Below are 17490 nucleotides of genomic sequence, written 5' to 3'. Positions count from 1 at the left end.
GGTTCAGCCGCGCGGGCGGCGCTCCTGCATGATCTCCAGCTGGAGCTGCTGGATCTCCGCGAGCCTCTCCCATTGCCGCATCAGCAGGTGGTCGAGCTTCTCGTGCAGGTTGCGCACCTCGAGCTCGACCTTCAGGTTCACGGCATAGTCGTTGAGCGCCCGGGCACGGTCCTTCGCCTCCTGCCGGCGCTGGCTCATCATGATGACCGGCGCCTGGATCGCGGCCAGGCAGGACAGGACCAGGTTGAGCAGGATGAAGGGATAGGGATCGAAGGAGCCCTCGCCTCTCCAGAGGTTGTAGGCCATCCAGACCATGAGCACGATCGCGAAGCTCAGCAGGAAGGACCAGGAGCCGCCGAAAGTGGCCATGATGTCCGCCAGCCGCTCGCCCAGGCTGCGGTGCTCGTCGTAGTCGTCGTCGGTGTTGGCGGCGAGGGTGGAGGAGGTGGCGAGGCTCTGCGCCACCTTGTGCTCCAGCTCCCCCAGCTCGCCGCGCTCCTGTTCCAGCATCTCCTCGACGCGGGCGGCGCGCAGCCGGGCCACCTCGCCGCGCGAGATCAGCGATTCCTCGGTCAGCCCCGGGTACTTCTGCATGAAGCGTTCCGCCAGGGAGGGGCGGAGCAGGGTCAGCGGCACCAGATCCTTGCGCGAGAGCACGCGGCCGGTGATGGCGCAGACCCCTTTCCTGGGCGGCGGGCCCGCCGATGCGCCGTCACGTGGCGGATGGGCGAGAGCGGGATCTTCGGCGGTGTCGTCGGACATGGGGCCGTTCCAGAGGATGGTTCTTCCGCAATGCGGCAAGTCCCGATTCTCAGGGAACGGTCCCGGTGGGCAATGGAGGAAGCGGCCGGTGGCCTCGTCCTGCCCGCAAGGCAGGCATGCGGAGCCTTGACCGTGACATAGGGCCGCCTCCAGAAGGAAACCTGGCCGGCGCGGGGCGGATGCCAGGACTGGCGCCTCATCCCCCCGACCGAATTGCGGCATCTGCGATGGCGCTCGCGCCCCGGCGCCCGGAGGCATTCCCGTTCCGCCCCGCCTGGCTCCTCATGGGAGCCAGCCTCGGGGGAGGGTGTCACGGGAGCGTGCCCTGGACGAAGCGGCGGCCGCGCACCCTGTCCTCGTGGCCGCGGCCCGGGGGACGGCGGGGGCCGGGTGGATGGGAAGGGAACAGGAAGCGTTCATGTCGCCGAACAACACGCCGGAAGCGCCGATGGCGGCCCCCCTGGTTTCCTCGAACCGCCATCTGCGCCTGACCATCGCCGGCGCCATGCTGACCATGATCCTGGCGGCGCTGGACCAGAACATCGTCAACACCGCACTGCCGCGCATCGTGGCCGACCTCGGCGGCGCCTCGCACCTGTCCTGGGTGGTGACGGCCTTCCTGCTCACCTCCACGGCCACCACGCCGCTCTACGGCAAGCTCAGCGACATGTATGGGCGGAAGCGGCTCTTCTACCTCGCCATCACCATCTTCCTGGCCGGCTCCGTGCTTTGCGGTCTGGCGCAGGACATGCTGCAGCTGATCCTCTTCCGCGCCTTGCAGGGGCTCGGGGCGGGCGGGCTGATGACCCTGGCGCAGACTGTCGTCGGCGATGTGGTGGCGCCGCGCGACCGCGGCCGCTACCAGGGGCTCTTCACCGGCGTCTTCGCCGTCAGCTCCGTCGCCGGGCCGCTGGTGGGCGGCGTGCTGACCGAGGCGCTGTCCTGGCGCTGGGTCTTCTACGTCAACCTGCCCGTGGGCGCGGCGGCGCTGGCGATGATCGCGATCGGCCTGCGCCACCCTTCCGCGCTGAAGCGCCGGCAGATCGACTATCCCGGCGCTGCGTTGCTCGCCGCCGGCACCACGGCGCTGCTCCTCCTGCTGAGCTGGGCGGGCACCCTTTTCGCCTGGGCTTCCATGCCCATCCTCTGGCTGGGCATCGCCGCCCTCGGCTTCTTCGTGGCCTTCGTCCTGTGGGAGCGGCGGGCGCCGGAGCCGATCATCGGGCTGCACCTCTTCCGCGAGCGCGTCTATGTCTCCGGCGTGGTGGCCTCTGCCATGCTGGTCTTCGCCATGATGGGCACGACCGTCTTCCTGCCGCTCTACTTCCAGCTCGTGCTCGGCATGACGCCGACCCAGGCCGGGTTGATGATGCTGCCGCAGGTGGCGGGCATGATCTTCTCCTCGATCCTCGGCGGCCGGCTGGTTTCCGCCACCGGGCGCTACAAGCCCTTCCTGATCGCGGGCGTCGGCGCTGAGGCCCTCGGGCTTTGCGGCCTCGCCATCCTGGCGCGCCTCGCCGCGCCCTTCTGGGCCTTCGAGCTTTGCATGCTGGTCCTCGGCCTCGGCATGGGCGTGGCCATGCCGAACATCACCACCTCGGTGCAGAATGCGGTCAACCCGCGCGAGCTGGGCGTCGCCACCTCCTCCATGTCCTTCCTGCGTTCCCTGGGCGGGGCGCTGGGCGTGGCGCTGTCCGGCGCGCTGATGATGGCCTGGCTGAACAGCATCCTGGCCGAGACCGTGCGGGGCCTCGACGTACAGGCCTTGCTGGAACACGGCGTGCGCGCGCTGGAAGGGCTGGGTGCCGACGAACAGAACCTCGTCGCCTCGGCCTATCGCGGCGCCATCGCCATGAGCTTCACCATGAGCGGCGTGGTGATGTGCTGCGCCTTCCTCCTCGTGCTGACCCTGCCCGCCCTGGCGCTGCGCAAGGCGCACGAAGGCCCGGCCCCCGGTGCCCCGGGGGCGCCGGCGCGGCAGGCGGCGGAGTAGGCCCGGCAGCGCGGCTCCCGCCCCCGCCAGGGAAGGAGCGGCGCCGGCAGCGGCACGCTGGCGGCGGAATCCCCTGGCTTACGGGCCGCCGCCCTGTCCGATGCGGCGGGACACCGCCGCGCCGATGATCAGCAGGGCGGGGCCGCCCTGGCTCCAGCCCGGGCCTTGCGCCGCCAGTTCCGGCAGGGTGCCGGTCAGGACGCGCTGGCCGTCCCGCCCGCCATTCTCGATCAGCGCCGCCGGGGTGGCGGGGTCCAGCCCCGCGCCCAGCAGCCCGTCGCGGATGCGGGGCAGGGTGACGACGCCCATGTAGATCGCCAGCGTATGGCCGGGCCGGGCCAGGGCGGCGAAGTCCAGCCCGACATCGCCGTTGCGGGTATGGCCGGTGGCGAGCACCAGGGCCTGGGCGCAGTCGCGATGGGTGAGGGGAATGCCCGCTCCGGCGGCGCAGGCCAGGGCGGCGGTGATGCCGGGCACGGTGGCATGGGGGATGCCGGCGGCGTCCAGCGCCTCCGCCTCCTCCCCGCCACGGCCGAAGACGAAGGGGTCGCCGCCCTTCAGCCGCACCACGCGCTTGCCCTCGCGGGCGAGGGAGACCAGCAGCTCGTTGATCCGGTCCTGCGGCACGCAGTGGTTGGAGCGGGCCTTGCCGACGAAGATGCGCCGCGCGTCCCGCCGGGCGAGGTCCAGCACCTCCTCCGGCACCAGCCGGTCATGCACGATGACATCGGCCTCGCCCAGCACGCGCAGGGCGCGCAGGGTCAGCAGATCGGCGGCCCCCGGGCCGGCGCCGACGAGGTGCACGAAGCCGCGGGGGGCGGTATCCGCCCGGTCCAGCGTGGCGGCGATGGCGGTCTCGGCCTCCGCCGTGTGGCCGGCCAGGGCGAGGTCGGCCTCCGGCCCGGCCAGCACGCGTTCCCAGAAACGGCGGCGGGCGCCGGTCTCGGGCAGGGCGCGGCGGGCGCGTTCCTTGAAGCGTTCGGCCAAGGCGCCGAGCCGGGCGAGGCCGGGCGGCAGCACCGTCTCGATCCGCTGCCGCAGCAGGCGCGCCAGCACGGGCGCCGCGCCGCCGGTGGAGATGCCGATCGTCACCGGGTCGCGGTCCACGATGGCGCCGGTGATGAAGGAGCAGAGTTCCGGCCGGTCCACCACGTTGACCGGCAGGCCCCGGGCGCGGGCGGCCTCGGACAGGGCGCGCAGATCCTCCTCCGGCGCCCCGGCGGCGAAGGCGGCGGCGCAGCCTTCGAGCAGGCCGGGGTGGAAGCGCGCCGCCCTGCGGAACTCGGCCCCGGCGGCATGGGCAAGGGCCGCCTTGGCCTCCAGCGCCTCGCCTTCCCCGAGCAGCAGGACCAGCCGGCCGCGAAGATCGAGAAAGGCAGGGAAGTGACGCATCAGGCGGGTTCCGGAACAGGACTCTCCGCGGCCGGGGCTTCCGCCTGGACACGGGCGAGCAGCGCGGCGATCTCGGGGCGGCAGGCGCCGCAATTGGTGCCGGCGCGCGTGGCCTCGCCGATCGCCGCGACACTGCAGGCCCCGGCGCGGATCGCCCCGCATATAGCGTCCTCCCGCACGCCATGACAGACGCAGATGGTGGGGGAGGGCGGCGGCCCGCCCACCGGGCGCCCGGCGAGCAGGGCGGCGCGGCGGCTTTCCGGCACGCCGCCGGTGAGCAGCGAGGCCAGCCAGTCGCGCGGCGGCAGCGTCGGTTCCGGCGCCACGGCGATGGCGGCGGCGAGGCGGTCGCCATCCAGCAGCACGGCGCGGTGCAGCCCGGCGGCGGTGTCCTCCAGCAGCATCCATTCCCCCTCCGGCAGCAGGGCGCGGAGCCGGGCGAAGGCCTCGGCGGGTGTTTCCCGTCCGGCCAGCTCGTGCCGCCAGCCGCCCTCGACGGGCGACACGGCGCACCAGGGGGCGAGATCGGTGCCGTGGTTTTGCTGCGCGATCAGGAAGCCGTGCCAGCCTGCCGCGAAGGGGCGGGCGCGGAAGGGGACGTGCTTCAGCTCGGGCTGGCCGCTCACCGGGTCCGGCGTGCCGCCCATGCTGGCATTGACCCGCGCCGCCGGGGCGAAGCGCGCCGTCCAGTGCATCGGCACGAAGCCGCAGCCGGGCTGCATCCCCGGGTCCAGCTTCAGCCGCAGCACTGCCTTGCCGTGCGGGCTTTCCACCTGCACCAGGCTGCCCTCCGGAGCGGGTGCGTCACCGGGGTTCAGGGTCAGCAGCGGCTCCGGCGCCTGGGCCATCAGGCGCGGCACGGCGCCGGTGCGGGTCATGGTGTGCCACTGGTCGCGCAGCCGCCCGGTCATCAGGCGCAGCGGGAATTCCCCGGTGACGCTCTCGGCGGGCGCACGGAAGGGGGTGGCCACGAAGCGCAGCCGGTGGGCCTGCTGGTCCTCCGTGCCGAGCAGCCGCGCGGGGGCGGGGCCGTCCGCCGGGCAGGGCCAGCGGGTCGGAGGCATGGCGTCGTAGCCGGCGTCGTCCAGTGCGGCGAGGGCGGAGATGTCGAAGCGGCGTGTGCCCTTGTTGCCCAGGCCGGACAGGGTGGCGTGCTCGCGGAAGATGTCGGCCGGGCCGTTCCAGGCGAAGCCGCCATGGCCCAGGCGCTTCGCCACCTCGGCCAGGATCCACCAGTCCTGCCGCGCCTCGCCGGGCGGGGGCAGGAAGCGGCGCTGGCGGCTGATGACGCGCTCGCTGTTGGTGACGGTGCCATCCTTCTCGCCCCAGGACAGGGCCGGCAGGCGCACATGCGCCATGTCCAGCGTCTCGGCGCGCCAGGAATTCTCCGACACGACCAGGAAGGGCGCCTTGCGCAGCGCGGCGCGCACCGCGTCGCCGCGCGGCAGGGAGACGGCGGGATTGGTGCCCATGACCCAGAGCGCGCCGATGCGCCCGGCCGCCAGCGCGCCGAAGAGGTCCACCGCCTTGAGGCCCGGCTTTTCCGGCAGGGCGGGCGCGCGCCAGTAGTCGCGCAACAGGGCGACATCTTCCGGCCGGTCCTGGCGCAGATGCGCGGCGAGCATGGTGGCCAGCGCCCCGACCTCCCGCCCGCCCATGGCGTTGGGCTGGCCGGTGATGCTGAAGGGCCCCATGCCCGGCGCGCCGATACGGCCGGTGAGGAGATGGCAGTTGATCAGCGCGTTGGCCTTGTCGGTGCCGGCGCTGGACTGGTTCACGCCCTGGCTCCAGAGCGTCACCACCTTCGGATGCCGCGCGAAGAGGCTGCAGAAGGCCTGGATCAGCGACGGGGCGAGGCCGGTCAGGGCCGGCGCCTCCGCCGCCACCGCGCGCGCCGCTTGCAGGGTCGGTTCCAGCCCCTCGGTGCGGCTGGCGAGGAAAGCCGCATCGGCGAAGCCGTTGTCGTGGAGATGGACCAGCAGCGCGGCGAAGAGCGCGACATCGCTGCCGGGGCGCAGAGGCAGGTGCAGCGTGGCGCCCTCGCAGCTCGCGGTGCGGCGCGGGTCGAGCACGATCAGCTTCATCTCCGGCCGCGCGGCGCGGGCGGCGGCCAGGCGCTGGTAGAGCACCGGGTGGCACCAGGCGAGGTTGCTGCCGACCAGCACGACAAGATCGGCCAGCTCCAGGTCCTCGTAGATGCCGGGGACGAGGTCCTCGCCGAAGGCGCGCGTATGGGCGGCCACGGCGCTGGCCATGCAGAGGCGCGAGTTGCTGTCTATGTTCGCCGTGCCCAGCGCCGCCTTCGCGAGCTTGTTGGCGGCGTAATAGTCCTCGGTCAGCAACTGCCCGGAGACATAGAGCGCCGTACCCTCCGGCCCGTGGCTGGCCAGGGCGCGGCGGAAGCCTTCCGCCACCGTGTCCAGCGCGGCGTCCCAGGAGGCGCGCCGGCCGTTGACCTCGGGGTGCAGAAGCCGGTCCGCGAGGCCGGTCGTCTCGGCCAGGGCGGAGCCCTTGGAGCAGAGCCGCCCGCCGCTCGCCGGATGCGCCGCGTCGCCCGCGACCGGGCCGCCATCCGGCCTTGCCAGCACGCCGCAGCCGACGCCGCAATAGGGGCAGGTGGTACGGACGGTCTCCATCTCAGTACACGTCCCGCAGGTAGCGACCCTGGCGCGCCAGGGCGACGATCCAGTCGCGCGCCGCATCGGCATCCATGCCGCCCTGCGACATGGCGATCCCGCGCAGCGCGGTGTCCACGTCCTTGGCCATGCGCGCGGCATCGCCGCAGATGTAGAAGCGGCCGCCATCCTGCAGCCAGCGCCAGAGATCGGCGGCTTCCTCCTTCATGCGGTCCTGGACATAGACCTTCCGCTTCTGGTCGCGCGACCAGGCGAGGGAGAGCCGTTCCAGCGTGCCGTCCCGCTGCCAGGCCTCGATCTCCTCGCGGAAAAGGAAGTCGCTCGCCTCGTGCTGGTCGCCGAAGAAGAGCCAGGTGCGGCCCCTGATGCCCTGCGCGGCGCGGTGCTGCAGGAAGGCGCGGAAGGGCGCGATGCCGGTGCCGGGGCCGCACATGATCACGGGCACGGCGGGGTCTTCCGGCAGACGGAAATGGCTTTCCTGCATATGCGCCGGCAGCGGCACGCATTCGGGCAGGACGCGTTCGATGTCGTGTGGCTCGGCATGGGCGCCGCCTTCGGCAAGCGGCAGGGCGCGGAAGCCCAGATGCGCCGAGGCCACGCCGTCGCGCACCCGCCCGCGACGCGGCGCGCGCACCACGCTGACGCAGAGCTCGACACGCCCCGGCACGGCGAGCGGCGAGGAGGCGATGGAATAGAGCCGCGGCTTGAGCCCCGGCAGCGAGGCGGCGAGGTCGGCCAGCGGCGGGCGGGCGGAGGGGAAGTGTTCCAGCAGGTCCAGCAGGTCGGCATCGGCGGGCTCGACGCCGTCCTCGCCCTCCGCCAGCCGGCGCAGCGCGGCGGCCTCGCCCGGTTCCTTCGCCGCGCCGGCCAGAAGGTCCAGCGTGCGGTCCAGCGGGCGGGCGATGGCGAGGTGCAGCGAGAAGGCCTCGCGCAGCGGGCGGCTCTCGCCATCCGGGCAGGGCACGGCTTCCTCGCCCGTGGCGCCGAGCGCGGCGATGCTGGCTTCGACAACCGCCGGATCGTTGGGCGCCAGCAGGCCGAGGCTGTCGCCGGGCAGGTAGTGCAGCCCGCTGCCCTCCAGCTCCAGCACGACGTTGCGCACGTCTTTGGCCGAGCTCGCGCCGGTGAGGCGGCGGGCACCGCGCAGGCGAACCGGCACCAGCGCCGGCCCCTTCGCCTTCGGCGTGGCTTTCGGCGCGGCGGCGGGGGCCTCGGCCAGCAGCGCCTTCAGCATCTTCTGCGTCGCCTTGCCGCCGGGCACGCAAAGGCCGAGCGAGGCTTCCTCCCCCTTGGCCAGCGCCTCGGCATAGGTCTGGCATACATAGCCGCACTGGCCGCAATCGAGCTGCGCCATGGCCGCCATCAGGCGGCGCGGCTGCGGCCTGCCCTCGGCGAGCTTCAGCCGCTCATCCATCCCCAGCGCCGGGTCGTGCCAGGGGAAGTCCTCCTCCTCCTGCGGCGCGGGCTGGGACATGTTCTCCGCCGCTCCGCCATAGAGGCCGGCGAGGAAGCCGTTCAGCCAGGCGCGCTGGACGGGGCTGAAGGGGGCGCTGTCGGGGATCAGCGGCACCGGGGCGGGCTGGCCGAAGCTTTGGGGAGCCGAGGCCTGGGGGACCAGCGCGTTCATGCGACGCTCTCCGGATGGGGGGCCTCGGCGATGGCGCGCAGCGCGCCCTCGTCATGCCTGGCGGCGAAGTCGTGGAAGGAGGCCTCGGGGTCTTCCTCGGCCCAGGCGCGCAGCAGGTTCAGCACCATCGGGCCGAGCTCGTCATGCGCGACCTTGGGGCGGATCAGCCGGCCGATGCGCTGCTGCGACCCGGCGCCGCCGCCGACATGCAGGTCATAGCCCTCGACCTCCTCCTCGCCGCGCTCCACCTTGGCGCCGATCAGGCCGATATCGCCGATATAGTGCTGGGCGCAGGAATTGTGGCAGCCGGTGAGATGGATGTTCACCGGCTGCGGCACGGCGATGCGCGCATCGAGATAGTCGGTCAGCGCCGCGCCGTGCTGCTTGGTGTGCGCGGCCGCGAACTTGCACCCCGCCGCGCCGGTGCAGGCGACGAGGCCGCCGCGGATATGGCTCGCCTCCCAGCCCAGGCCCAGCGCCACGATCTCCGCCTGCACCTGCGGCATGGCCTCGCGCGGGATGTCGATGATCAGGATGTTCTGCCAGGGCGTCAGGCGCAGGTTGCCGGAACCGTGCCGGTCGGCGATCGCGGCGATGCCGCGCATGCGCTCCGCCGTCACGCGCGCCATGGGCAGGGTCAGGCCGATATACTGCAGCCCTTCCTGCTTCTGGTCATGCACGCCGAGATGGCCGTGCTTCTCCTGCGCGGAAAAGTCCACGATGTTCTCCGCCCGGCGCAGCGGCGCGCCGAGCTGCTTCTCGACCTCCGCGATGAACCTGTCGAAGCCCCAGGCGTCGAGCACGTATTTCAGCCGCGCCTTCCTGCGGTCCGTGCGGTCGCCGTTGGCGATGAAGACGCGCAGGATGGCGTCGGACACCTTCACCGCATCGCCCGGCGGCAGCACCACGCCCGTATCCCGGGCGAAGTCCTTGTGCCCCGTGATGCCGCCCAGCGCGAGGCGGAACAGCGCCTCCCCCTCCACCCGGACGGCGGTGAAGGCGACGTCGGCCGTGTCCTCCAGTACCGGGATGCGGCCGCCGCCGTCGAAGGAGATGTTGAACTTGCGCGGCAGGCCGAACAGGTCGCGCGTGTGCAGGATGTGGAAGTGCAGCGCCCGCACCACCGGCCGCACGTCGATGATCTCGTGCGGGTCGATCCCCGCCGTCGGCGTGGCGGAGATGTTGCGGATGTTGTCCGCCCCCGTGCCCTTGGGCAGGATGCCGATCTCGCCCAGCCGCTCGATCACCTCCGGCCCCTTGTCCGCCGGGATCATGCGGATCTGCAGGTTGCAGCGGTTGGTGACGTCGGTGTAGCCGCCGCCGCATTCCTCAGCGATGGCGGCGATGCCGCGGAACTGGTGCGTGGTGATGATGCCGCCGGGGATGCGCAGCCGGCACATGAAGGCATCCTGCGTCGGCCCGACAAAGAACAGCCCGTGCCAGCGGGTCAGCAGGTTGTCCACGCCATGTGGGAACCTGCCCTGTTCCGCGCGGGCCACGACCTCGTCCCAGCGGTCCAGCGGATGCTTCTCGCGCTTGGCCTTCTCCTCGGCCGTCAGCTTGCCGCCCCGGGCGATGGTGGCGTCCTGCGCCGCGCGCATCGCATCGGCGGGCGCGCCGCCGGCAGCGCCACCGGCGGGGGCGAGGCTGCCGCGCCGGGCCTCGACGCCCGCCATGAAGCCCTTGAGGTAGTTCTGCTGCTCGTCGGTGAAGGCCTGGTTCATGCGGCGCGCTCCAGATGGTCCGGCCCCAGGGCGAGCCCGGCGCGGTCAGGGCCCACCGGACGGCCGCTGACGATGAGGTCGAGATAGAAGGAGGAATCCCCGGCATCGCCGTAGAGCACGGCGCCGACGAGGCGGCCGTCGCGCAGCCAGAGGCGGCGGAAATGGCCGGAGGCGGGGTCGTGGAAGGTGACCGCCTCGGCATCCGGCGGAGCGACCTGCCCGCCCGACCAGACCGCGACGCCGGAGATCTTCAGCGCCGCCGCGTCGGGGCGGGGCGCATAGGCGCCGGCCTCCCCGGCGATGGCGGCGGCGGCGGTCTCGGCCATGGCCAGCGCCGGGGCGACGAGGCCGACCACGGCGCCGTTGTGCTCGGCGCATTCGCCGACGGCGTAGATCTCAGGGTCCGCCGTCCGCATCGCGTCATCCACCAGGATGGCGCGGTTGACCGGCAGGCCTGCGGCGGCGGCGAGCGAGGAGTCGGGCCGCACGCCGACCGCCAGCACCACGATCTCGGCGGGGACCACGCCGCCATCGGCGAGGCGCACGCCACTGGCATGGTCCTCGCCCTCGATCGCGGCGGTGGAGGCGGGCATGGCGAAGCCGATGCCGCCCCGGCGCAGCCAGCCGGTCAGCAGCCCGCCCGCCGTGGCGTCGAGCTGCCGCTCCATCGGCCAGCCCAGCGGATGCACCACCGTGACCTTCAGCCCCTGCTTCGCCAGGCAGTCGGCGGCCTCCAGCCCCAGCAACCCGCCGCCGATCACCGCGGCTTGGCGGGCGCCGCCACGGGCGAGGCGCAGCAGGGCCTGCACGTCGTCCATGGTGCGGTAGAGGAAGACGCCGGGCAGGTTGGCGCCGGGAAGTGGCAGGCGCACGGCGCGCGAGCCGGTGGCCAGGATCAGCCGGTCATAGCCGATGCGCTCGCCCTTCTCCGTCACCACCTCCCGCGTCGCGCGGTCGATAGCGGCGATGCGCGTGCCGGGGCGGAAGCGGATGCCGAGCTCGCGCAGCCGCGCCGGCGGGTGGGTGATCAGCGCCGCCGGCCCGTCCTTGCCCGACAGCACCCGGCCCAGCGCCACGCGGTCATAGGGCAGGGCGCGTTCCTCGCCGATCAGCGTCACCCCGGCGCCGGGCAGGCGCTGCGCCACCCGTTCCGCCACCCGTGCCCCCGCCGGTCCGGCCCCGATCACGACGATCCGCATCGCCCCGGCTTCCCTCAATGCGCGGCCGGGAGGGAGTGGCGCTCGTGCAGGAAGCGCAGCACCGCCTCGCGGGCATGGAGGAACTTCGGATCGGAGGCGAGCGCCAGCCGGTCGCGCGGGCGCGGCAGGCCCACCTCCAGGATCTCGCCCACCTGGGCATTCGGCCCGTTGGTCAGCATCACGATGCGGTCGGACAGCAGCACGGCCTCGTCCACGTCATGGGTGATCATCATCACCGTGGTGCCGAGCCGGGCATGGATGTCCATCACCTGGTCCTGCAGATGCGCGCGGGTCAGCGCGTCCAGCGCGCCGAAGGGCTCGTCCAGCAGCAGCACGGAGGGCTTCATCGACAGCGCCCGGGCGATGCCGATGCGCTGCTTCATGCCGCCGGAGATCTCGGCCGGGCGCCGGTCCTTCGCATGGGTCATGCGGACCAGCTCGATATTCTCCATGGTCCATTCGTGCCGCGCGGCGCGCGACATCTTCCGGCCCACGGTGCGGTCCACGGCGAGGCGGACATTCTCGTAGCAGGTGAGCCAGGGCAGCAGGCTGTGGTTCTGGAACACCACGGCGCGGTCAGGCCCGGGCTGGTTGACCTCGCGGCCCTCCAGCACCACGCCGCCCAGCGATGCGGGCAGCAGCCCCGCCACCACGTTCAGCAGCGTGGACTTGCCGCAGCCGGAATGGCCGATCACCGAGATGTACTCGCCCTTCGCGATGCGCAGGTCCACGTTGCTCAGCACCGGGATGTTGGTGCCGAAACGGATCGAGAGGCGGGTGATCTCGAGGAAGGCGGGGCCCTGCGTGGCCGGAGGCGCCGCCTGCGCCGGGGCCGCTGTCTGGCCCTGGTTCTGCCCTTGGGTCTGCCCCTGGGCCTGGATGCTGGTCATGTCGGTCGCTTCCTTCAGGCCGAGGCGGTGCCGCGGGTGACGAGGCGGCCGATCAGGGCGACGAGGCGGTCGAGCAGGAAGCCGACCACGCCGACATAGACCAGCGCCACGATGATGTCGGAGAGGTTGGAGGAGTTCCAGGCATCCCAGATGAAGAAGCCGATGCCGACGCCGCCGATCAGCATCTCCGCCGCGATGATGGCGAGCCAGGAAAGGCCGACGCCGATGCGCAGGCCGGTGAAGATGTAGGGCGCGGCGGAGGGGATCACGATGCGCAGGAACCAGTCGGGCAGGCTCATCCGCAGCACCTTGGCGACGTTGCGGTAGTCCTGCGGCACGTTGCGCACGCCGACGGCGGTGTTGATGATGATCGGCCAGACCGAGGTGATGAAGATCACGAAGATCGCCGAGGGCTGCGCCTCGCGGAAGGCGGCGAGGGAGAGCGGCAGCCAGGCCAGCGGCGGCACGGTGCGCAGCACCTGGAAGAGCGGGTCGAGGCCGCGCATGGCGAAGTCCGAGGTGCCGATCAGCATCCCCGTGGCGATGCCTACCACCACCGCGATGGAGAAGCCCATGGCGACGCGGGAGAGCGAGGCGGCGAGGTGCCAGAACAGGCCCTTGTCCAGCCCGCCACGGTCGAAGAAGGGATCGACGATCAGGTCGTAGCTGTCCGTCCAGACCTTGCTGGGCGCGGGGAGCGTGGCATCCGGGCGGGAGCAGAGCACCTGCCAGACCAGGCCCAGCACCAGCAGCACGAGCAGCGGCGGCAGGACGTTCTGCGCGACATGGCGGACCTTCAGCGCCAGGGCGGAGGGCTGGCGGAACTCGGGCGGCGCGGTGGTGGAGCCACCGGCGGGCACGCCCTTGACGGGGGTGACGGCGTTCATCGGGCTCAGGCTCCGGCCAGCTTCTTGATGGAAAGGGAGTCGAGATAGGCGCGCGGATTGGCGGGATCGAAGCGCTTGCCGTCGAAGAAGGTCTCGACGCCACGGCTGTCGCCCTGCGGCACCTCGGCATCCGGCACGCCCGCGCGGGCGGCGGCGGCGCGCCAGACATCGGCGCGGTTCACCTGCGCCACCAGCGCCCGGGTGTCGGTGTTCTCCGGCAGCACGCCCCAGCGGATGTCCTCGGTGAGGAACCACAGGTCGTGGCTGGCGAAGGGGAAGGAGGCGTTGTCGCGCCAGAACTTCATCAGCAGCGGCGAGCTCTCGACCTTCCGCCCGTCGCCATAGTCGATGTTGCCGCGCGAACGCTCCAGGATGTCGGCGACCGGCACGTTGAACCAGGCGCGCTTGCCGATGATGGCGCACATCTCCGCCTTGTTGGCGTCGGCGTCGCACCAGCGCTGCGCCTCGATGACGGCGGCGGTCAGCGCCTCGGCGGCCTTCGGGTTCGCCTTCACCCAGTCCGCGCGCAGGGCAAAGGCCTTCTCCGGGTGGTCCTTCCACAGCTCGCCGGTGACGGCGGCGGTGTAGCCGAGCTTCTGGTTCACCGTCTGCGCCGGCCAGGGCTCGCCGACGCAGAAGGCATCCATGGTGCCGACCTTCATGTTCGCCACCATCTGCGGCGGCGGCACGACGATGGTCTGCGCGTCCTTCTCCGGATCGATGCCGGCGGCGGCGAGCCAGTAGCGGAGCCACAGGTCGTGCGTGCCGCCGCGGAAGGTCATGGCCACCTTGCTGTCCGGCGTCAGCACGGATTTCAGCGGGGCGGCGTCGATGGTGGCGCCCTTGTGCTTCGCGGCGACGGAGAGGCCCTGGCCGTTCACGTTCAGCCGCGCCAGGATGTTCATCGCCAGCGGCTGGCTGTTCTGCGTGATCCTGCCAGCCTGCAGCAGATAGGCCATCGGCGTCAGCAGATGCGCGCCGTCGATGCCGCCGGCCCCGCCGCCGAGCACGAGGTTGTCGCGCGTGGCGCCCCAGGAGGCCTGCTTCACCACCTCGACATCCGCCATGCCGTATTTGGTGAAGAGGCCCTTCTCCTTCGCCACGATCAGCGGCGCGGAGTCCGTGAGAGCGATGTAGCCGAGCGTGGCCTTGGTCACCTCGGGCGTGGTCGAGCCCTGGGCGAAGGCACCGCGCGGCGTGGCGGCGCGGGCGGCGGCGAGAAGGGCGGCAGTGGCCGAAAGGGCGGCGCGGCGGGAGATCGTCATGCCTGGGGCTCCGGGCGAGAAAGGGCAGGTTCGGGTTCGGAGAGACGGGCGGCGGCCTCGCGCCACAGGCCGTCGTCATAGGGGGCGAGGGCCCCGGCCTCCCCGGCACCGGCGGGCAGGTGCCCCCAGCGCCGCATCTGGCGCAGCCACCAGCGCGCGCTGTCGGCGCGCGGCAGGGTGGCGGGGCGGAAGCGCAGCCGTGCTTCCTCGGGGAGCAGGCGGCCATCCGGGAGCGCGCCCTCCAGGGCGAGGCCGATCGTTTCCTTCGCGAGGCCGGGGAAGGCCCGGGCGCGCAGGATGGCGATGGCCTCGCCGCGGTTCGCGGGATCGTCCAGCCAGCGCGCGGCGGCGATCACGGCGGCGGTGCAGGCCACGGATTCCTCGCGCCGCATGGCGACGAATTCCTCGGAGAAGGCCAGCATCTTCTCCGGATGGCCGGCCCAGATCTCGCCGCTGCTCAGCACGATGCGGCCGGCACCGCGTGCCGCCGCCTCGCTGCCCCAGGGCTCGCCGGCGCAGAAGCCGTCGATCTCCCCGGTCGCCAGCGCATCGCCGGCCCGGGAGGGCGGCAGCACGCAGAGGTGCAGGTCCCGGTCCGGGTTGAGCCCGCCCAGCGCCACCCAGTGGCGCAGCAGGTAGTTGTGCGAGGAGAAGGGGAAGACCACGGCGAGGCGCGGCGGCGCGGGCAGCGCGCGCACCAGCGCGGCGAAGCCCTGCGGCGTCAGCGGCAGCGACGGGTCGAGCCGCGCGGCAAGGGCGCCGGACAGGACCAGCCGGTTGCCGTTCAGGCCGAGTCCGGCGCCGATCGCCAGCCGGTGCCGCACGCCGCCCAGACCGCAGGCCAGGGCGATGGGCATCGGGCCGAGCAGGTGGGCCGCGTCCAGCCCGCCGAAGGCGATCTTGTCGCGCACCGCGGCCCAGGCTGTCTCGGCGGAAAGCACGACCCGCAGCCCGGCGGCGGCGAACATGCCCAGTTCCTGAGCCACCAGCAGCGGCGCGGCGTCGGTCAGCGGCACGAAGCCCAGCCGGAGCAGGCCGGAGCCCAGTTCGCTCAGCAGCACGGGACGGGGAGGGGCGAGGGTTGCGGCAGACACGCGGATCGGGTCCGGACCCCTGGCGGGGATGGCTGGCGATCCGCCCTTGGACCGCTGTCTCGATCCGGGTTCGCTTGCCGCGCGCATCCTTGAGCGCGGCCCCGGTGGGGATGCTTAAATCATAGCCCTGGAGCGAAGGTCAAAACGAAAAGGATTTTAACAAGGGCATTTTTTTACAAACTCGGGCATATATGCATATCAAAAGGGCATTTGACTATGAAAGAGTCAGAATTTCTGCTGCAAGATCGATCAGCCTGATCCGCCGCTCCATTGCCATCCGCCGCAGGCGCTTGTAGGCCTCCGGCTCGCTCAGCTTTGCCTGTTGCATCAGGCGCAGCTTGGCGGCGTCGATCAGCTTGCGTTCTGCGAGGCTGGCCCGCGCCTCCTCCAACTCCCGCCGCAGGGCCTGGTGCGCGCGGAAACGCAGGATGGCGACCTCGATGACCGGGCGGACGCGCTCCGGCGACAGGCCCTCCACCACATAGGCAGCCACCCCGGCCTCCAGCGCCGCCTGGATCTGGTCGGTGTCGCCACGTGCGGCGAAGACCACCACCGGGCGCGGCTCGTCCCGGTGCAGCGCGCCCATGCTTTCCAGCGCATCGCGCGAGGGGTCGTCGAGCGCACAGACGATGACATCGGCGCCGCTCTCCCGCACGCGGCGGGTGAGCTGCGTCGCATCCGGCGCCACCGCGACCACCGTGCAGCCGGCGGCGGTCAGCCCGGCGCTGACCGTGGCCGCGCGGTCCTCTTCGTCATCCACCAGCAGCACGCGCAAGCGGGGCTCCTGCTTATCCCGGCTGTGCCGTTCCAGTTATTGTGCGCTGCAACGACAAGCAAGGAAGGTGCCGCGCCCCGACACAGGCAGGCGGCGCAGCCCGTGCCGCGAAGCGAGGCGGGGTTGGGTCAGGAACCCAGGAAACTGGCGCCGAAAGCGGCACCCTGCTCCACCAACGCGGCGGCTTCCCGCGCCAGTGCCACGCCCAGCACACCGGCCGGGATGGAAAGGGCGAGCTGCCGCGTCCGCCATTGCACCAGCACCGCCAGCGCCGCGCCACCCAGGCCGGCGGGGCCCTGCAGCCAGAGCGCGGGCGCGACATAGGCGACGAAGAGCGGGCCGGGCAGTTCCCGCAGCATGGTTTCCACGAAGGGCGGCAGGCGGAAGGCCTGGCGCAGGATATGGCCACCGATCCGGCACAGGAAGGTGACCAGGCCCATGCCCAGCACGGCGATCAGCACGTCGCCGCGCAGCAGCCAGGGGGAGTGGGTCATGGCGCGGCCCCGGGCTGGATGTTCCGGCGGCGCGTGGCCAGCCAAGCGGCCAGGAACGCCCCGCCCAGGGCGCCGGACAGCAGCGGCAAGGGCGTCGGCATGCCGAGCAGGAAGAGGCCCAGCGACAGGATGGCGGCCAGCAGCCAGGGCAGCAGATCTCGCCCGAAGCCGCGCCAGAGCGGCACCAGCAGCGAGATGAAGGCGGAAACGGAGGCGAAGTAGAGCGCATGGCCGGGCGGCAGCACCACGGCGCTGCCCAGCATGTGCCCGCCCACGCAGAAGACGATCCAGCCGGCCCAGGTGACGAGGCCGAGGCCGAGCAGAAAGCCCGCATCGACCCGCCCCGCCCGCTCCTCGGTGACGGAGAAGGCCAGGGCATGGTCGGTGACGGTCGCCAGCGTGCCCCAGACGCGCCAGCCGCGCAGCCGCACGAACCAGTGCGACAGGGAGGCCGTGATCGGCAGGAAGCGCAGGTTCACCACCAGCGCCGCCACGATGGTCGCCACCACCGGCACCGGATCGGCCCAGAGCTCCAGCGCCAGGAGCTGCGAGGCGCCGGCGAAGACCGTGGCGCCCATCAGCCCGGTTTCCAGCAGCGACAGGCCGTGCGCCTGGGAGATCACGCCGATCACCATGGCGAAGGGCAGGTAGCCGATCAGCAGCGGCAGGGCGGTGCGGGCCCCACGGCGGAGGCCCTCGCGGGTGAAGGGCTCGCGGGGCGATGCGGGGCCCGTCGGTTCCGTCATGCCCAT

At 72.3% G+C, this 17490-nt stretch carries 14 protein-coding genes; 1 reads left to right on the top strand and 13 read right to left on the bottom strand.

The features are described 5' to 3' along the window. Positions 1-3: 3 nt before the first annotated feature. Positions 4-762, bottom strand: coding sequence for a DUF1003 domain-containing protein (locus BT98_RS0107620; protein ID WP_019461028.1), 759 nt, complete (start codon positions 760-762; stop codon positions 4-6). 418 nt (positions 763-1180) lie between these two features. Here BT98_RS0107620 and BT98_RS0107615 point away from each other — a divergent pair, with 418 nt between their 5' ends. Then, the gene (locus BT98_RS0107615; RefSeq protein WP_019461029.1) at positions 1181-2755 is read left to right on the top strand and encodes an MDR family MFS transporter; all 1575 of its coding nucleotides are present in this window, start codon (positions 1181-1183) and stop codon (positions 2753-2755) included. 78 nt (positions 2756-2833) lie between these two features. Here the strand turns inward: BT98_RS0107615 and cysG are convergent, their stop codons facing one another. The 12 genes from cysG to BT98_RS23580 all read right to left on the bottom strand — a co-directional run bounded on the left by cysG (position 2834) and on the right by BT98_RS23580 (position 17484). Continuing rightward, entirely contained in the window at positions 2834-4147 is a 1314-nt protein-coding gene (gene cysG / locus BT98_RS0107610; RefSeq protein WP_019461030.1) for a siroheme synthase CysG, read from the bottom strand. Continuing rightward, positions 4147-6783: a nitrate reductase gene (locus tag BT98_RS0107605; protein WP_019461031.1), complete on the bottom strand. Its 2637-nt coding sequence runs from the start codon at positions 6781-6783 to the stop codon at positions 4147-4149. Before BT98_RS0107605 ends, cysG begins: the two co-directional genes overlap by 1 nt. A gap of 1 nt (position 6784) precedes the next feature. Beyond that, positions 6785-8410 carry a sulfite reductase subunit alpha gene (locus BT98_RS0107600; protein WP_019461032.1) on the bottom strand — a complete coding sequence of 542 codons (1626 nt, stop codon included), beginning with the start codon at positions 8408-8410 and terminating at the stop codon, positions 6785-6787. Continuing rightward, complete coding sequence (locus BT98_RS0107595; RefSeq protein ID WP_019461033.1) at positions 8407-10134, bottom strand: NirA family protein; 1728 nt, start codon at positions 10132-10134, stop codon at positions 8407-8409. The genes BT98_RS0107600 and BT98_RS0107595 overlap by 4 nt, the downstream gene beginning before the upstream one ends. After that, complete coding sequence (locus BT98_RS23595) at positions 10131-11333, bottom strand: NAD(P)/FAD-dependent oxidoreductase (RefSeq protein WP_019461034.1); 1203 nt, start codon at positions 11331-11333, stop codon at positions 10131-10133. The genes BT98_RS0107595 and BT98_RS23595 overlap by 4 nt, the downstream gene beginning before the upstream one ends. Before the next feature lie 14 nt (positions 11334-11347). Next, positions 11348-12223, bottom strand: coding sequence for an ABC transporter ATP-binding protein (locus BT98_RS0107585; protein WP_019461035.1), 876 nt, complete (start codon positions 12221-12223; stop codon positions 11348-11350). A gap of 14 nt (positions 12224-12237) precedes the next feature. Next, a complete protein-coding gene (ntrB, locus tag BT98_RS0107580) occupies positions 12238-13110 on the bottom strand; it encodes a nitrate ABC transporter permease (RefSeq protein ID WP_019461036.1) in 873 nt (290 codons plus the stop codon). Positions 13111-13115: 5 nt separating this feature from the next. Beyond that, positions 13116-14375 carry a CmpA/NrtA family ABC transporter substrate-binding protein gene (locus BT98_RS0107575; RefSeq protein WP_019461037.1) on the bottom strand — a complete coding sequence of 420 codons (1260 nt, stop codon included), beginning with the start codon at positions 14373-14375 and terminating at the stop codon, positions 13116-13118. Beyond that, positions 14372-15469 carry a CmpA/NrtA family ABC transporter substrate-binding protein gene (locus BT98_RS23590; RefSeq protein WP_157223107.1) on the bottom strand — a complete coding sequence of 366 codons (1098 nt, stop codon included), beginning with the start codon at positions 15467-15469 and terminating at the stop codon, positions 14372-14374. Before BT98_RS23590 ends, BT98_RS0107575 begins: the two co-directional genes overlap by 4 nt. Before the next feature lie 214 nt (positions 15470-15683). Next, positions 15684-16238 (bottom strand): ANTAR domain-containing response regulator, encoded by a 555-nt coding sequence (locus BT98_RS0107565; protein WP_226946156.1) that lies wholly within the window; start codon positions 16236-16238, stop codon positions 15684-15686. Positions 16239-16372: 134 nt separating this feature from the next. Next, complete coding sequence (locus tag BT98_RS23585; protein ID WP_019461040.1) at positions 16373-16738, bottom strand: AzlD family protein; 366 nt, start codon at positions 16736-16738, stop codon at positions 16373-16375. Beyond that, positions 16735-17484, bottom strand: coding sequence for an AzlC family ABC transporter permease (locus BT98_RS23580; RefSeq protein ID WP_115359333.1), 750 nt, complete (start codon positions 17482-17484; stop codon positions 16735-16737). The genes BT98_RS23585 and BT98_RS23580 overlap by 4 nt, the downstream gene beginning before the upstream one ends. Positions 17485-17490: the final 6 nt, after the last annotated feature.

The organism is Roseomonas mucosa ATCC BAA-692 (assembly GCF_000622225.1).
Taxonomy (GTDB): Bacteria; Pseudomonadota; Alphaproteobacteria; order Acetobacterales; family Acetobacteraceae; genus Roseomonas; species Roseomonas mucosa.
The sequence above is the reverse complement of the archived record's forward strand: the minus strand, read 5'-3'. Positions and strand labels throughout refer to the sequence as shown.